The sequence below is a fragment of the Adlercreutzia sp. ZJ304 genome (assembly GCF_011039075.1).
Classification (GTDB): Bacteria; Actinomycetota; Coriobacteriia; order Coriobacteriales; family Eggerthellaceae; genus Adlercreutzia_A.
In genome coordinates this window covers 54617-71441 of sequence record NZ_JAAKEG010000011.1, presented here as the reverse complement: position 1 = coordinate 71441, position 16825 = coordinate 54617, and the positions used below count along the sequence as shown (strand labels likewise).

Annotated in this window: 9 protein-coding genes and 1 pseudogene; 6 read left to right on the top strand and 4 right to left on the bottom strand. The window is 48.3% G+C overall.

Going from position 1 to position 16825, the window contains the following annotated elements; translation table 11 throughout:
• Positions 1-6 precede the first annotated feature (6 nt).
• The 3 genes from G7Y46_RS07170 to G7Y46_RS07160 form a co-directional block, all read right to left on the bottom strand.
• On the bottom strand, positions 7-306 hold the full coding sequence (locus G7Y46_RS07170) for a hypothetical protein (protein WP_165253619.1): 300 nt from the start codon (positions 304-306) through the stop codon (positions 7-9).
• Positions 307-496: 190 nt separating this feature from the next.
• Positions 497-2383, bottom strand: coding sequence for a hypothetical protein (locus G7Y46_RS07165; protein WP_165253617.1), 1887 nt, complete (start codon positions 2381-2383; stop codon positions 497-499).
• Complete coding sequence (locus G7Y46_RS07160; protein ID WP_165253615.1) at positions 2346-3287, bottom strand: DNA/RNA non-specific endonuclease; 942 nt, start codon at positions 3285-3287, stop codon at positions 2346-2348. Before G7Y46_RS07160 ends, G7Y46_RS07165 begins: the two co-directional genes overlap by 38 nt.
• A gap of 158 nt (positions 3288-3445) precedes the next feature.
• Here G7Y46_RS07160 and G7Y46_RS07155 point away from each other — a divergent pair, with 158 nt between their 5' ends.
• Genes G7Y46_RS07155 through G7Y46_RS07145 form a run of 3 tightly spaced genes read left to right on the top strand, consistent with a single transcriptional unit; the run spans position 3446 to position 6825 of the window.
• On the top strand, positions 3446-4276 hold the full coding sequence (locus G7Y46_RS07155) for a deoxyribonuclease IV (protein WP_165253613.1): 831 nt from the start codon (positions 3446-3448) through the stop codon (positions 4274-4276).
• A gap of 21 nt (positions 4277-4297) precedes the next feature.
• Positions 4298-6193 (top strand): ABC-F family ATP-binding cassette domain-containing protein, encoded by a 1896-nt coding sequence (locus G7Y46_RS07150; protein ID WP_165253611.1) that lies wholly within the window; start codon positions 4298-4300, stop codon positions 6191-6193.
• The gene (locus G7Y46_RS07145; protein WP_165253609.1) at positions 6190-6825 is read left to right on the top strand and encodes a YigZ family protein; all 636 of its coding nucleotides are present in this window, start codon (positions 6190-6192) and stop codon (positions 6823-6825) included. Before G7Y46_RS07150 ends, G7Y46_RS07145 begins: the two co-directional genes overlap by 4 nt.
• On the opposite strand, the gene G7Y46_RS07140 is transcribed toward G7Y46_RS07145, so the two are convergent.
• Positions 6822-8066 carry a diphosphate--fructose-6-phosphate 1-phosphotransferase gene (locus G7Y46_RS07140; RefSeq protein ID WP_165253607.1) on the bottom strand — a complete coding sequence of 415 codons (1245 nt, stop codon included), beginning with the start codon at positions 8064-8066 and terminating at the stop codon, positions 6822-6824. The genes G7Y46_RS07145 and G7Y46_RS07140 overlap by 4 nt on opposite strands.
• Positions 8067-8326: 260 nt before the next feature.
• Here G7Y46_RS07140 and G7Y46_RS07135 point away from each other — a divergent pair.
• From G7Y46_RS07135 to hisE, 3 genes and pseudogenes are all read left to right on the top strand, one after another.
• Positions 8327-11647: pseudogene (locus tag G7Y46_RS07135) on the top strand (DNA-directed RNA polymerase subunit beta); the annotation flags it as partial.
• 323 nt (positions 11648-11970) lie between these two features.
• Complete coding sequence (locus G7Y46_RS07130) at positions 11971-16392, top strand: DNA-directed RNA polymerase subunit beta' (protein ID WP_165253603.1); 4422 nt, start codon at positions 11971-11973, stop codon at positions 16390-16392.
• Complete coding sequence (gene hisE / locus G7Y46_RS07125) at positions 16385-16825, top strand: phosphoribosyl-ATP diphosphatase (protein ID WP_165253601.1); 441 nt, start codon at positions 16385-16387, stop codon at positions 16823-16825. Before G7Y46_RS07130 ends, hisE begins: the two co-directional genes overlap by 8 nt.

Genomic DNA, 16825 nt, shown 5'->3' with positions numbered 1-16825 from the left:
TTTGTTTTATTGAACGGGATATATCGACATGTCCGTGTTCTTCAGCCATTCATTGGCTTCTTCTTCGGTAATTTCAAACAGCTTTGTGCCTGCTCGCACAAGCAGTCCCGCACGCAGCTCGTAATTTGACTTCGGCATACCTTCGCCGCACTTAAAGTAACTGCCATCTCCGGCTTTGAATACACCTTCGGTGTAGGATCCCACTACTTGTTTGTCAAACTTTCCTCGTATTTCAAGAAGTTCAACGTTATCGAGGTCGTAACCTTTTGCGGTTATCTGGTTTTTCATCGCCTCGCTGATATCCATTACGGGATCTCCCTTCTATCCTCGAGATATTTGCCAATCTATAGCCGAATCATAACAGCCTAAACTGCCCGTTAAACTTCCCGTAATAGATTGGGATGCCTTATTGCGGAAACGGAAGATATGCCGTTACACACAAAGTTAGGTAATTGCGAAACTTCCAGACAGAATGAGTTGCAGTTAGCTCTTTTATTTAATCAAGCCTGTATAAGAATCTGTGGGTGGCACCGGTGGGGGCGAAATCTTCCGTAACGGGACCATCATATATATATCTAGCCCCCATAGAGTCTAGGTTGAACAGTAATCCAAGTTCTTGATTTTCTGAAGCTAGATGCAGCTCGGCACCATTGTCAACTTCCTGCTTCAGGTGCATAAGCTGGCTGTTTAGGGCGCAAGATCTGACATATTGCACGCTGGTATTCAATACTAAGAAAAGTGCGGTATTTGCCACCAATAGTGCGGCAAACAGCACCGCAACTGGTTTAACGAAGCGGTAATTAATGATGCGGCAATTTCGTTCGTTTAGCAGTTTAAACATAAACGCTAGCAAAATAATACTAGAGAAATATCTGTACCCGCTATATCGCGCCCACCAGCCGTCGCTAAAAATGAACACTAGCGCCACTACGCACGCATAATACGCAACGCATCCCATGAAAAATACATTCCAGCGCTTGCGGCTAATTATTAGCATTGGGATAACGCATATGAAATTCACGATAGCAATTGCGCTATACAGTAAACCGAATCCGCTTATGCGCGAATCGTTTGCGGGCATTTGCCTTAGTTCGCTGAAACTGATGCTAAGCGGCAACTTTAGCGCCAATTCGTAGTCGTCGGTTACTTCAGGGCTAGCAAGTGGCGAAAACAGCGACACAAATTCTTTTTGTAGCGTGTTCATATTGGCGAATATTGCTGGGCTGTTGGCTGTCATAATGTCAACGGCGCCTTCGCCCATAAGCGGATAGAATGGATGCCCGGCATTTAAGAAGTTTGTTATATAGGGGCTATAGCCAACAACGCAAACCGAAACAATAAGCGTGCTAAGCATAAGTATGCCCATTAGTAAGAAACGCTTTAGGGCAAAGTTTTTGCAATCTTGCGCAATTTTATCGGCATCAATTTCGGCGCTGACAATTTCGGCGGCAGCACGCGTGCGCGAGTCCGCACCGTCGTTAATGCAACCCTTGCGGCTTTGCACAGCCTGCACCGCATATAACACCAAAAATGCGACTGAAAATAAACCGGCATACGCCAATCCAGTGAATTTGGCTTGCACGCACGATATAAACGCGAATGCAAACACCAGCAAGCTTATACGAAATGCGCTATCCGATGGCACTGATACTTCTGATATCACATCATTTTGTAAGCTGTTTTTTCTAAGTGCCACAATGTATAGGCTAAGCAACACTGCAAAAAGCGACATCATAAGAAATGCGTCGTTATAAAACGTGATAAATTGCGGTACAGTTATCGGATTTACCGCTGCAAGCAATGCAAGCAGTACGCATTGCCAACCAGCAAAGCCACGTCCGCTAAGCATTGCGCCTAACATGCATCCCGCTGCAACCATTGATATCAGTGTGTATGACTTGCCGGTTTCTATCCACCCCGTTAAGTCATACATTGCTGCGCCGAAAAGCCACGGTCCGCGCGCATAGTGGTCTATCCATAGCTGAATCATGCTGCCATTGGGGTAAAGTTCTTGAAAGCCGCGCCAGCTGGCAACAGACTCGCGCAGCGGATTCCATCCTTGCGCTAAAAATACCACCGCTTCTTTATGATGTGTGTTTCCGTCATACGAAAAGTCAAAGAATGCACCACAAATTAATGTGCACAGAACTAGGCTTACTAAAGCTATGCCGCAAGCGTAAAGCGTAATTTTCGCAGAGCCGCTTTTGGCTGCTAGGGCAACTATAAGCACGCCTAGTAGGAATGCGAATGGAATCATCCAGCCCATTACGGGTACGTTAAACATTAAAGCTATTGCAGGAACGATCATTGCTAGCGATACGAAGCAAGTCAGTATCGCACTACTTCTAAAGAGTATTTGGATTCTGGTGATGTCTGTGTGCATTGTGAATCCCGTTGTTTTGCGGATCGCAGTTATTGTATGCGGTAGACGTTGCAACTTGGCTTTGTCCTGTGGAATAGTCTATCTGAACGCCCGGTTGTACGTTGTATAGATACACATTGAAACAAATTGCTTCGCCATCGTCTTCCAGCGAATATGCTTCCATTTGCACGCCTCGTGCAACCAGTTCTTCATTGTGAAAATCTGGCGTTACGCGCAGCAAAATATGATTGCCGGTAGAATCTACAAAAACATTCATCTTTTGCTCAAGTTTTTGCATGGCACCTTGGTTCATATAATTTGTACCAGTTATTAAATTGCACTCGTTTGCATCTTCAGCTGTTAGACAATGGGCAATCATATGGCTGCGCTCATATAAGTGGTCAAGCCCTATTTCGGGATATCGCGCCTGCACCCAACCGCTGGGGTGAATATGCGATATGTTACCGCGTTTGGTGGTCGGTTCGGTTTCTGGACCCACCATAGCTATTGCGGCTGTGCATCGCCCTAGTTGGTCTAGTTGTCCGTAGTTTTCCGTTCCATATGGAAGAGCTAAGTCTTCGCTTGTAAATGAAGGAATGTTGCCATTTATGTATACACCCGGCGCTTCGGTAAAAGCGGGAAGTGCTTGGATAGACTCAATGTTTTGAGTAATTGTGGCAATTTGTGTTGTGTTGTCTAGTGCGCGATTCGTTATTGCATTAGGGTGCGCTTCTGCAGGAGCATTAGCTGAACTGGAGTTATCGGTGGAACTGGAGTTATCAGCCGAACTGCTGGTTGTGCTTGTTGCGACTGGTGGTGTAGCTTTTTGCGGCGTGGGCAAGCAACCCGGCAAACACCCAAACGCAAGCGTCAGCGCAAGCAGTAATGCAGCAAGAAAACGAACTTCGCAGCGCTTCGACGGCATGCAGAATACCTCCGATACAGGCAGTATGCTTTTTAATTAAAGAGGTATTCTATCGTTTGTCGTAATATGAAGCATCTAGAATTTGTTTGTAGTTCTATGTTTGGTAATGTTTTAAAGCGTTTGGGTTTTGCGCATAGCCGAATTCAGAGGAGAGGGTCATGTTCACAATAGGATGTCATTTGTCTAGCGCGAAAGGGTATAGTCAAATGGCAAAAGATGCTTTATCTATTGAGGCTAATACTTTTCAGTTTTTTACGCGCAACCCTCGTGGTGGCAAGGCAAAACCTATAGATCCCGCAGATGTTGCGTCGTTTAACGCGCTTGCGCAAGAGGCAGGCATAACTTGTTTTCTGGCTCATGCGCCCTACACCTTGAATCCCGCATCAAAAAAGCCCGAAACCCGCGAATTTGCGCTTGAAGTGTTGGCTGACGATTTGCAGCGTATGGAAGCTACACCATGTCAAATGTATAACATGCACCCGGGATGCCACGTGGGGCAGGGAGCCGATGTGGGGATTCGCCTGATTGCCGATGCGCTGAATAAGGTTTTGCGCCCAGAGCAAACTACGTTGTTATTGCTGGAAACTATGGCAGGAAAAGGCAGCGAAGTTGGTGCTACTTTTACTGAATTGGCGCAAATAATTGCTCAGGTTGAATTAAGTGATCATGTGGGAGTTTGCTTGGATACGTGTCATGTTTGGGATGGTGGTTATAACATTGCACACTTAGATGACGTGCTAGAGGAATTCGACAGAATTGTAGGTTTGGACCGCCTGCACGCCATACATTTAAACGATTCAAAAAACATTTGCGGAGCGCACAAAGACCGTCACGCTAGAATTGGCGAAGGAGAGATAGGCTTTGAAGTTCTTACGGCAGTTATAAACCATGAAGCGCTGCGCAGTCTGCCGTTTTTTCTAGAAACTCCGCAAGATAATTTGTCGGGTTGGGCGGCGGAGATAGCGGCGCTGAAAGCTGCGCGGCTATAAACAAAAGCGGACGGAGCGTTAATGTCATTTCTTTTAGGTTGCGAGAAAGCTACGGTTGATTTTCCGACAAAGCGCGTTTTTGAGAACGTGTCTGTTGGGGTAAATACAGGCGATCGTATTGGCATAGTTGGGCGCAACGGCGATGGAAAATCTACACTTTTGGGACTATTGGCGGGCAATGTGCAGCCCGACAGTGGTAGGGAGGTGCGAACGCACGGCATAAGTGTGGGCGTGCTTGGTCAAAGCGATTCGCTAGCGGCTGATGCAACTGTAGAACAGGTGGTTTTGGGAGATATTCCTGAATATGTGTGGGCTGCCAGTAGCCGCATACGCGGAGTACTTTCAGGGCTTCTATCCGACATAGATCCGCAGCAGCATATTAAAGAGCTATCTGGTGGTCAGCGTCGCCGTGCAGATTTAGCGCGCTTGCTGGTAGGCGAGTGGGATGTGTTAATGCTAGACGAGCCTACAAACCATTTAGATATGCGCGCTATTACGTGGTTGGCTGGGCATCTGCGCACTCGCTGGCGCAGCGGTCAAGGGGCGCTTTTGGTGGTCACGCACGACCGCTGGTTTTTAGATGAAGTGGCTACGCAAATGTGGGAAGTGCATGATGGCACTATAGAGCCGTTTGAGGGCGGTTTTTCTGCGTACATAATGCAGCGAGTTGAACGTGAAAGAATAGCTGCGCAAGCAGAAGCAAAACGACAGAATATGTTGCGTCGTGAATTGGCATGGCTATCGCGCGGTGCGCGCGCTCGTGCAACTAAGCCAAAATTTCATGTGGCTGCTGCACGTGCCTTAATTGCCGATGTGCCGCCTTTGCGCAATCAGCTAGAACTGAAGCGCATGGCAATGGCGCGCCTTGGAAAGCAAGTGGTAGATTTAGAGGATGTAACTGTTCAATTTTGCGAAGGCGAAGGCGAAGACAACGCGGCGCGGTGTGTGCTTGACGATATAACGTGGATGATAGGTCCGGGCGATCGCTACGGAATTGTGGGAGAAAATGGTGCGGGCAAAACAACATTACTGCAAGTGATTCAGGGCGAATTGCAGCCCAGCAGCGGTCGTATAAAAATAGGGCAGACCGTGCGCTTTGCTGTACTTTCGCAGCATTTAGATGAGCTTGCATCTCTTGGTAGTGATAGAGTGCGTGAAGTTATAAGTAGATATTCCCGCCGCATTATGTTAGATGGCAGAGAACAATCGCCAGCTCAGCTATTAGAGCGCCTAGAGTTTTCCAAAGCCGATTTGAATGAACCGATATGCGATTTGTCGGGCGGTCAAAAGCGCAGGCTGGCTTTGATGCTTATTTTGCTAGATCAGCCAAACGTGCTTATATTAGACGAACCCGGTAACGACCTAGATACTGACATGTTGGCTGCTGTAGAAAGTCTGCTGGATGGATGGCCGGGCACTTTGCTGCTTGTAACGCACGACAGGTATTTAATGGAGCGCGTAACCGATCATCAGTTTGCGCTGATAGATGGCAAGTTGCGCCATCTTCCCGGTGGTATTGATGAATATCTGCAAATTACGGAAAACCTTTCAGAGAGTTCCGGGGGTTTCGGTGCTCCTTTCGGGAATGCTCAGTCGCTCAAACAGTCCTCGGCGCAAAGCGCCTGCGGAACTCGCTTTGTGAGCACACCTGAAACGAGCGCTGAAGTTGATACTGTCGCTGATAAGAAACTATCGGGTGGTCAACAGCGCAAACTGCGTAAGCTTATGACTTCCAACGAGGGAAAAATAGATACACTTCGCAAGAAAATAGCTTCCAAACAAGAGGAACTGGCGCAAGCCGACCCAACCGATTATCAACTGCTAAGTGCAATTCAGGAAGAAATAGCAGACTTTGAAAAATCAATTGAGCAGCTAGAACTGGAATGGTTCGATGCTGCCGAAAGGCTAGGGCAATGACGCAAGCGTATCGCACAATACAAGGTTTTGCCGAGGCGGAAATTGTAGAGAAAAAATCACGCTTCATAGCGCAGCTAGCACCAGTTTCAACTGAAGATGAAGCGTTGGCATTTCTTGAAAGCGTTCGTACTAAGCATGCGCAAGCCAGACATAACGTATATGCCTATATTGTGCGGGGCGTGGGTGGTGCATCTGAGCGTGTGCGATATTCAGATGATGGAGAACCTAGCGGTACATCTGGTATGCCTACTTTGAATGTTTTGCGTCATGCAGAGCTTACAGACATTATTTGCGTAACAACGCGTTATTTTGGCGGCACGCTGCTTGGTACAGGTGGTCTTGTGCGTGCGTATTCAGGGGCAGTACAAGCGGCAGTTGATATGGCGCAAGTTGTTACCATATCGCAATGTATCGATGTGTCTTTGTGCGTTCCGTACTCACAATACGAGCAAGTGCTGCGTGCGGTGCAGCCCACAGGGGCGAAACTTCAAGACAGTAATTTTGCTCAGGATGTGGCTTTGAAATTCAGAGCGCTTGCCGGCAACCAGCAAGCGCTTATAGATAAACTTATAGAAATTACGAAGGGTCAGTCCGAAATATCGGAATCTGACCCTTTTGAAGCGGCGTTTTAGCGCTTGTTGAAAGGCTCTATGGTGGCAGGCATTCCGTCCTTGCCATAGATTATTGCCGGTTCGCCTTCTACTAATGGGCGGAAGTATTCAAGTGCATCTTCAGTTATGCCTTGATAGTCGGGCAGTATCCAATCGGTCGGGAATGCTTTTACATAATTCGCGAACTCGCTTGCAGGTCCTGCGAAAAATTCTGCATTGTAAGACTCAATCATTTGGCAGCTGCCGCCCGAACATTCCATTTTGCGTGCGTTACCGCGCTTTACGCCTACAACTTGCGCAGTAAACTCTGGGTTTGCCGAACGCATATGTGCGCTCATGCCAAGTTCGTAAGCTTCGGTCACATCTATTTTCGATTGCGCGAAATTTGAAGACCGTGCTGCGCGCGAAAGGTCTTGCACTACGCCGCGCGGAGCAATGCCAGCATCGATTATCATTTGCTTTAGTGTTTGTGCAGCACCACCTAACACAGCATGCGCGAAACCATCATTTGCAGTATCGCCCGCAGAGATGTAGGTGCCATCGGCATAATGTGCGCCTTCGCTAACCACTATATAGCACGAGCCGACCTCATCCATCTTCTTTTGCACCTGCGCTAAGAACTTTTCGCGGTCAAAGTCTACTTCGGGCAGCACCAACAAATCTACATCGCCAGTTAAACAGCAGCTTGCAGCTAACCAGCCAGCATCGCGACCCATGGTTTCAAGCACAAATACCTCGGGGCGCGTGTAGGCATCATAATCTAAGCGTGTGGCATGCGTTACTAGACAAGCCAGCTTAGCGGCACTTGGGAAGCCGGGGCAGTGGTCTACAGGCACTAGGTCGTTATCAACAGTTTTCGGAATACCAACGAAGCGCTTCTTGCTGTTGTGCGCGGCGGCATATTCTGAAAGTGCATCTACTGTGTCCATAGAATCGTTGCCGCCGATATAAAACATTACGTCTATATCATTTTTGTCCATTATGGTTAACAGGCGCTCGAAATCGGCTGGATTGTCGCGCTTTAACTTATAGCGGCAAGTACCAAGCGCGCTTGATGGAGTTTGGCGCAGTAATTCAATTTCTGCTCCTGAAAGATTGGTCAGATCGTAAAGTTTCTCTTCAAGCACGCCCTCTATGCCGTGAATGCCACCATATACGTGGTCATATATTGGGTTTAGCTGATTTGCGCGCACAACGCCTGCCAGTGAAGCATTTATAACAGCAGTTGGTCCTCCAGATTGCGCCACCAAACAATTGCCCATTTCGAACTCCTTTTCCGTTTAGAAAGTTATGTTGAAAGCGTATCACACATCGTTAGGCATCGCTTACGTTTGATCGGTTATATGAATGTTAAGATTGAGTGCATCCGTTGTTGGTTTGCTTATTAGTGGTTGTTTATATATAAAACACAAAAACTACATATTTCTAAAAAATTTTTCTTGACCAAGGGCGTACTTTTAAGTATTTTAGTGCGTTGCTGCAATTTTCAGTTCCAAAGGAATTTTGAAGGGGGATCAGCTTCGTGGCAAAGCTAAAAAAATCACCTACTACCAGCAATTACAGAGATCGACGCAGTTTCGCAAAGATCCAAGATGTAATGGATCTTCCGAATCTTATCGGTATCCAAACAGAAAGTTTTAAGCATTTCCAAACGGAAGGCATTACGCAAGCTTTCAACGATATTGCTCCAATTGAGAACAGCACTAAAGATATGGCGCTCGAATTCGGCGAACACGAGTTCGAAGAGCCGAAGTATACGGTTGATGAATGCAAGGAAAAAGATGTCAGCTACCAAGCTGCTCTTCGCGCAAATGTGCGTTTCATTAATCGCGAAACAGGTGTTATTGAAGAACAAAAGGTGTTCATGGGCGATTTTCCGCTTATGACTCCGCGTGGTACGTTCATCATAAACGGCACCGAGCGCGTAGTGGTAAGTCAGCTAGTGCGTAGCCCGGGTGTTTATTTTGGAAGTGAGCGCGATAAGACTTCTGACAAGACTATATATAACGCTAAGGTTATTCCTAGCCGCGGTGCTTGGCTAGAATTTGAAACCGATAAGCGCGATGTGCTGTCGGTTCGTATTGACCGTAAGCGTAAGCAGCCTGCCACGCTGTTGGTGCGCGCACTTGGACTAGCCGAGACGAACGAAGAGATAATCGATCTTCTTGGCGATTCTGAAATGCTGCGCCGCACCCTAGAGCGTGACCCAGCTACTACCCGCGAGGAAAGCCTAATTGAGCTTTACAAGCGCTTCCGTCCGGGCGAGCCGCCTACAATTGATTCAGCTCGCACGCTGTTAGATGGCTTGTTCTTTAATCCGCAGCGTTACGATTTGGCGAAGGTGGGTCGCTACAAGATAGATAAAAAGCTGGGCGAAAATCCTGAATCGGCTGAGTCTTCCACGCTTACGCGCGAAGATATTGTGCGCACAATGCGCTACATAATTGCGCTTCATGCAGGCGAAGAAGGTTATCAGGTTGACGATATTGACCATTTTGGTAACCGCCGTATCCGCACTGTGGGCGAACTGATTCAAAATCAGTTCCGTATTGGTCTTTCACGCATGGAGCGCGTGGTGCGCGAGCGCATGAGCATGCAAGAGCCTGAAGAAATCACTCCGCAAAGCCTTGTGAATATTCGTCCAATTGTGGCAGCTATCAAGGAGTTTTTCGGATCTTCGCAGCTGTCTCAGTTCATGGATCAAACAAATCCTGCTGCCGGCATTACGCATAAGCGCCGCCTGTCGGCTTTGGGTCCGGGCGGTTTGTCGCGCGAACGCGCAGGCTTTGAAGTGCGCGACGTGCATACTTCTCACTATGGTCGCATGTGCCCAATTGAGACGCCTGAAGGTCCAAACATTGGTCTGATTGGTTCGCTGGCGGCATATGCGCGCGTTAATCCGTTTGGTTTTATTGAAAGTCCGTATCGCCGTGTGGTCGATGGCAAAGTAACAGATGATGTAGATTATCTTACGGCTGACGAGGAAGAAAACTACGTTATTGCGCAGGCTAACGATCCATTCGATCCTAAAACGCGCGAGTTCGGCACATACGATAAAGACGGTAATTGGCATCCCAGCGCTCGTATTCTCTGTCGTACAAAGAATGCTGCTGGTGAATTTGGCGAACCTGATGAAGTTCCGCCTACACAAGTTGATTATATGGACGTTTCTCCGCGCCAGATGACTAGTGTGGCTACGTCTCTTATTCCATTCCTCGAACACGACGATGCTAACCGTGCGTTGATGGGTTCAAACATGCAGCGTCAGGCTGTGCCGCTGCTGCGTACCGAAGCACCGCTTGTTGGTACTGGCATTGAGCATCGCATCGCGGTTGACTCTGGCGAGATATTAGTCGCGCAGAATTCCGGCGTGGTTGACTATGTGGATGGTCAGACCATCATCATAGAGACAGACGATGGGGAATACGACGAATATCTAATTCCTAAATTCCAGCGCTCTAACCAGTCTGGCTGCATTAACCATAAGCCCATTGTTCGCCCCGGCGACAGAGTGGAAGTGGGAGATGTTTTAGCTGATGGTCCAAGCTGCGATCATGGCGAGTTAGCGCTGGGCGCAAATCTGATGGTTGCCTACATGCCGTGGGAAGGTTACAACTACGAGGACGCTATTATCGTATCCGAGCGCGTGGTTTCCGAAGACCTGCTTACCAGCATTCAGATAGCCGAATACGAGGTTGATGCCCGCGAAACAAAGTTGGGCGACGAGGAAATAACGCGCGAAATACCGAATATCTCTGACGATATGATTACCGACCTTGATGCCGACGGCATAATTCGCGTAGGTGCCGAGGTTGGTCCGGGCGATGTCTTGGTCGGCAAAGTTACTCCGAAGGGTGAAACCGAGCTTACCGCTGAAGAGCGCCTGCTGCGTGCTATATTTGGCGAAAAGGCACGCGAAGTGCGCGATACATCTTTGAAGGTGCCGCACGGTGCGGGTGGTCGCGTTATTGGCATTTTGCGTTTCAGCCGCGAAGCTGGCGACGATTTGCCGCCGCAAGTTAAAGATCTGGTGCGTGTCTATGTTGCTCAAAAGCGTAAGGTGCAACAGGGCGACAAGCTTTCCGGTCGTCACGGTAACAAGGGTGTTATCAGCCGCGTGCTTCCTGTGGAAGACATGCCTTACTTGGCTGATGGTACGCCTATCGACGTAATCCTGAATCCGCTGGGCGTTCCTAGCCGTATGAATGTGGGTCAGCTGCTTGAGAATCACTTGGGTTGGGCTGCGAAGTGGGGCTGGTCTGACGACGCTGAAACCGATGACGTGGTGGAAGGTCCCATGTTTGTTGCCACGCCTGTGTTTGACGGTGCCACTGAAGACGAAATTTCAGATGCTATTGTGAAGGCTAATCGCAACCTAATAAATATGAACCATAAGAAGTATGGCGAAATGGCGCGCGACGAAATGGTGCCGCAACTTACTCCTACCGGTAAGACTTGGCTATACGATGGTCGTACAGGCGAGAAATTCCGCGAACCTATTACTGTGGGTGCTACATACATTCTTAAACTCGGTCATATGGTTGACGATAAGATTCATGCACGCTCTACTGGTCCTTACAGTCTTATCACCCAGCAGCCGCTAGGCGGCAAGGCGCAGTTCGGCGGTCAGCGCTTCGGCGAAATGGAAGTGTGGGCGCTCTACGCTTACGGCGCAAGCAATGTGTTGCAAGAGATTCTAACTGTGAAATCTGACGACACGGCAGGTCGTGTAAAGAGCTACGAAGCCATTGTGAAAGGCGAAAATATTCCGGCTCCTGAAGTGCCTGAGTCGTTCAAGGTTTTGGTAAAGGAAATGAAGAGCCTTTGCTTGAATGTTGAACTTGAAGGTGCGCTCGGCGCAAGCGATGTAAATATTGACGGTGACGAGGGCGACGAAGATCGTGCTATTTACGAGGCTTTGGCATCGGGTGCCCGCGAAACCGAGAAGCAAGAGAGCAACGCTATAGACGATATAGCTGCTGAACTTGGTGAACTTATGAGTGATATCGACCGCGACAACACAGCCGATTTATTGATTGATGATGGAGATACGCTGATAGGCGCCGATTTAGGCACCAGCGCACCTGTGAACAATAATTCCGCAGAAGCATTGGACAACCTTGCTAATGAGTTGATCGGTTCCAATGAAGAGAAAGGAGCCGAATAATGGCGAACACCGAATACGATGTGCGCAATTTCGATGCGCTTCGCATATCCCTTGCAAGTGCTGAAGATGTACGTAGCTGGTCGCGTGGTGAAGTTAAAAAGCCAGAGACTATTAACTATCGTACTTTGAAGCCTGAAAAAGATGGTCTTTACTGCGAGAAGATATTTGGTCCTACGAAAGACTGGGAATGCGCGTGCGGTAAATACAAGCGCGTTCGTTTCCGCGGCATTGTGTGCGAACGCTGCGGTGTTGAAGTTACGCGTTCAAAGGTTCGTCGCGAACGCATGGGTCATATAGAACTGGCAGCGCCGGTAAGTCATATCTGGTATTTCAAAGGGTCCCCTTCGCGTCTAGGTTATCTTCTAGACATTCCGCCGAAGGAATTGGAGAAAGTCCTTTATTTCGCTAGCTCAATTATTACCAGTGTAGATAAGGAAGCGCGCGAAGAAGATGCAGATGAGCTGCGTGATGAACTTGCGGCTGACTTAGAGGAAATTGACGCTGAGCGCGACAGGTTGATAGAGGCTACACGTAAGCTTTCTACCGACTATGTGCCCGAGGATGACGATTTTATCGACTATGCCGACGATGACGATCGTTTAACCCCCGAAGAGGTTAATCAAGAAATTGCCGACATTTACGAGGAATTTAACGAGCGCAAGGCGCTGCGTGCCGATGCGCTAGATGAATTTATGCGTATAGAGCCGAAGCAGCTTGTGCCAGATGAGGCTCTTTATCGCGAAATGCGCGCGAACTATAGCGATTACTTTACTGGCGGCATGGGTGCTGAGGCTGTCCGCGATTTGCTAGATCAGATAGATTTGGAAGCCACGGCAGAAGAGTTGCGCGAAGTTATAAGCACCGGTAAGGGTCAAAAGCGCGTTAAGGCTACAAAACGCTTGAAGGTGGTAGATGCGTTCCTGAAGAGCGACAATAGTCCCACCGATATGATTTTAGATGTAGTGCCGGTTATACCGCCCGATCTGCGTCCAATGGTGCAGTTGGATGGTGGTCGTTTCGCTACTTCAGACCTAAACGATTTATATCGTCGCGTAATTAATCGCAACAATCGTTTGAAGCGTCTGCTCGATTTGGGCGCACCTGAAATTATCGTTAACAACGAAAAGCGCATGCTGCAGGAAGCGGTTGACAGTTTGTTTGATAACGGTCGTCGTGGTCGCCCGGTTACAGGTCCCGGTAATCGTCCGTTGAAGTCGATTAGCGATATGCTAAAGGGCAAGCAAGGTCGTTTCCGCCAGAACTTGTTGGGCAAGCGCGTTGACTATTCAGGTCGTTCGGTTATTGTTGTTGGTCCGCAGCTGAAACTGCATCAATGTGGTCTGCCTAGTCAGATGGCATTAGAGCTGTTCAAGCCTTTTGTTATAAAGCGTTTGGTCGAGCTTGAATATGCGAACAATATTAAAGATGCGAAGCGCAAGGTAGATCGCGGAGCAAGCCGCGTATGGGACGTGCTTGAGGAAGTTATCGCAGATCATCCGGTACTTTTGAACCGCGCACCAACCCTGCACCGCTTGGGCATTCAGGCTTTCGAGCCAGTGCTTGTTGAAGGTAAAGCAATTCGTCTGCACCCGCTTGTTTGTACTGCGTTTAATGCCGACTTCGACGGCGACCAAATGGCTGTACATGTGCCGCTTGGTGCCGAGGCGCAGGCTGAGGCTCGCGTTCTTATGCTGTCTTCAAACAACATAAAGTCTCCGGCACACGGTCGCCCGCTTACCGTACCTACGCAGGACATGATTATCGGTTTGTATTACCTGACAGCTGCACGTGATGGCTTTGAGGGCGAAGGGCGCGTATTTACCGACATAGATGATGCAATGCGTGCATACGATGCGCGTGCCGACCTAGATTTGCAGGCTAAGATTAAAGTGCGTCTTCGTGTACCTTGCCAAGTTGCTACTAGCTATGGTGTTTATGAGGAACACAAGGCAGGCGATCGTATAGAAACCACGGTTGGACGCATTATTTTCAATGATGTTCTGCCGCCAGATTACGCTTTCTTGAACTACGAAATGAACAAGAAGGAAATTAGCCGTCTGGTAGAGGATGTTTGTAACACCTATGAACTTTCTGAGTTGCCTCCAATTTTGGATGGTTTGAAAGATGCTGGTTTCCACTACGCTACACGTGCTGGTGTTACCGTATCTGTGTACGACGCTACTATCCCGCCTAACAAAGGTGAAATACTTGCGAAGGCCGATGCTAAGGTAGCTGCTATAGATGAAGACTACGAACTAGGTCTTGTTAGCGACGAGGAACGTCATAAGCAGGTTGTAGACATTTGGAATGAAGCCAACGAAGAAGTTGGCGATGCCATGGCTGAAAACTTTGACAAGTTTAATCCTATTTACATGATGGCTTTCTCGGGTGCCCGCGGTAATATCAAGCAGATTCGTCAGTTGGCTGGTATGCGTGGTCTTATGTCTGACCCGAAAGGCGAAATTATTGACCGTCCTATTAAGGCAAACTTCCGCGAAGGCTTGTCGGTGTTGGAGTACTTTATTTCTACGCATGGCGCTCGTAAGGGTTTGGCTGACACGGCGCTTCGTACTGCCGACTCTGGTTATCTGACTCGCCGTCTGGTTGACGTTGCGCAAGATGTTATTGTTCGCGAAATAGACTGCCATACTCATGAGGGTGTACCTTATGCGCTAGAGACTGAAAAGGGCGAACTTGACGAGAACCTGATTGGGCGTTGTATATTAGAACCTGTTACTGGCAAAAATGGCGAAGTTTTGATGGATGCTGGCGACTATATAACTTCCATGCAGCAGCTTCGCAATATGCAAAGCGCTGGTATCACAGAAGTTATAATTCGCACAATAATGACTTGCCATGCTGAACATGGCGTTTGCCAGAAATGCTATGGTTGGGATTTGGCAACTGGTCGTCCAGTTAATATAGGTACTGCTGTCGGCATTATTGCTGCGCAGTCTATTGGTGAGCCCGGTACGCAGCTAACGATGCGCACGTTCCACACCGGCGGCGTTGCTGGTGAAGACATCACCCATGGTCTTCCCCGTGTTCAAGAGCTTTTCGAAGCGCGTAAGCCTAAGGGTCAGGCTGTGCTTGCGGAAATATCCGGCACTTTGCAAATAGGTGGCGATAAGTCATCTAAGGTGCTTACAATCCATGACCAAGAGGGTAATCTGCGCGAATACGTAGTATCAGCGCGCGTTACTATGATGCCCGGTGTGGTAGATGGTTGTGAAGTTCATATAGGGCAGCAGCTTACAAAGGGTTCTATTAATCCGCACGACTTGCTGCGTTTGACCGACCCGAATACCACGCTTCGCTATATTGTCGGACAGGTTCAAGGTGTTTATGTCAGCCAAGGCGTTGATATTAACGACAAGCATATTGAAGTTATTGCGCGCCAGATGCTTCGCAAGGTAGCGGTATTAGATGCGGGCGATTCTAACCTATTGCCGGGCGGACAAGTTAATCGTTTTGAATTTGAGAAAGTTGCAAACGATCTTATTGCGGAAGGGAAAGAGCCGCCTATAGGTCAGCCGCTTCTGCTCGGTATTACAAAGGCATCACTGGCGACTGATTCGTGGTTGTCAGCTGCATCGTTCCAAGAAACTACCAAGGTTCTAACCGACGCTGCCATAGAGGGCAAGACTGATCATTTGGCTGGCTTAAAAGAGAATGTAATTATTGGCAAACCCATACCTGCTGGTACCGGACTTACGCGTTATCGCAATGTGGGAATTACATATAAGGGGCAACCTGTTGAATCGGCAGATGGCGATGTTTTGCCAGAATATGCTCCAGAGGCGCTTCGTGAAATAGAAGACTTACTGCCGCATCCTCAAGATTGGTCTTTAGATGGCGATGGTTTCTTTAACACTACAGGCAGCTACGGTAGCTATCTGAATGCTTTAAGCATGGGTAGTCGCAGACATAATCTGACCGACGAGCAGGCGCGTCTTTATATATTTGACGATTTGGGAGTGTCTCAGCGCTGGGCTAATAAGTTTAGCGAGGCCGGTATAGAAACAGTTGCCGATCTTTTGGGTCATACCGAAGATGATCTTCTGCGCATAGAGGGAATAGGCGTTAAGGCTATTGAGGAATTGAAAGAGGGTCTAGAAGAGCGCGGGCTTATGCACGTGATAGAAGATGACCTGTCTGCCACAAGCGATGATATGTCACAGCTGCTAGACATGGTGTTTAGCCCTGACGATACTATTCTGATAGGTGGAGATGAGCCGCCGCGTTTCAACAATGAAGGCGAAGAAATGCTAGGCGAGGCTTTGCCGCCGCGCAGTTATCAGCGAAACCTTGAAGAGCTTGATGCGCTGCTCGGGGCTGTTGAAGGGCTTGGATTTGGCATAACCGATGTCGAAGCTGAAGCTAATAGTGCTGATGCCGATAATGAAGGCGATAATGAATAGTAGCAAGATATATATTGCCGAAGGCGAGGTGCCGCCCTTATCTCAGATAGGGGCGGCACTTGATTGTCTGGCTGCCACCATAGAGTCGCGTAAAAGCGAAGGTCGGGAAAGCAGCTATACACGAATACTGCTTCAAGGGAAATTGGACGATTTATGCAAGAAAGTATCTGAGGAAGCGGCAGAAGCGGGGCTTGCTGCCAAGGAAGCTGAGATGCTTAATGTGTATTCTAATGATGAGGCTATAATTGACTTTGCTGTGGATCATTTGCGTTATGAGGCAGCTGATATTGTGTATCATCTAATGGTTTTGCTTTCGCGCTTCAATATATCTATGGATGAATTTGCAGCGGAATTGAACGAGCGCATGACCGACGAAGAGCGACCTAGTGGGGCAGCTCGTCTTGTTGAGGGTCATATTAAGCGAGGGAAATAG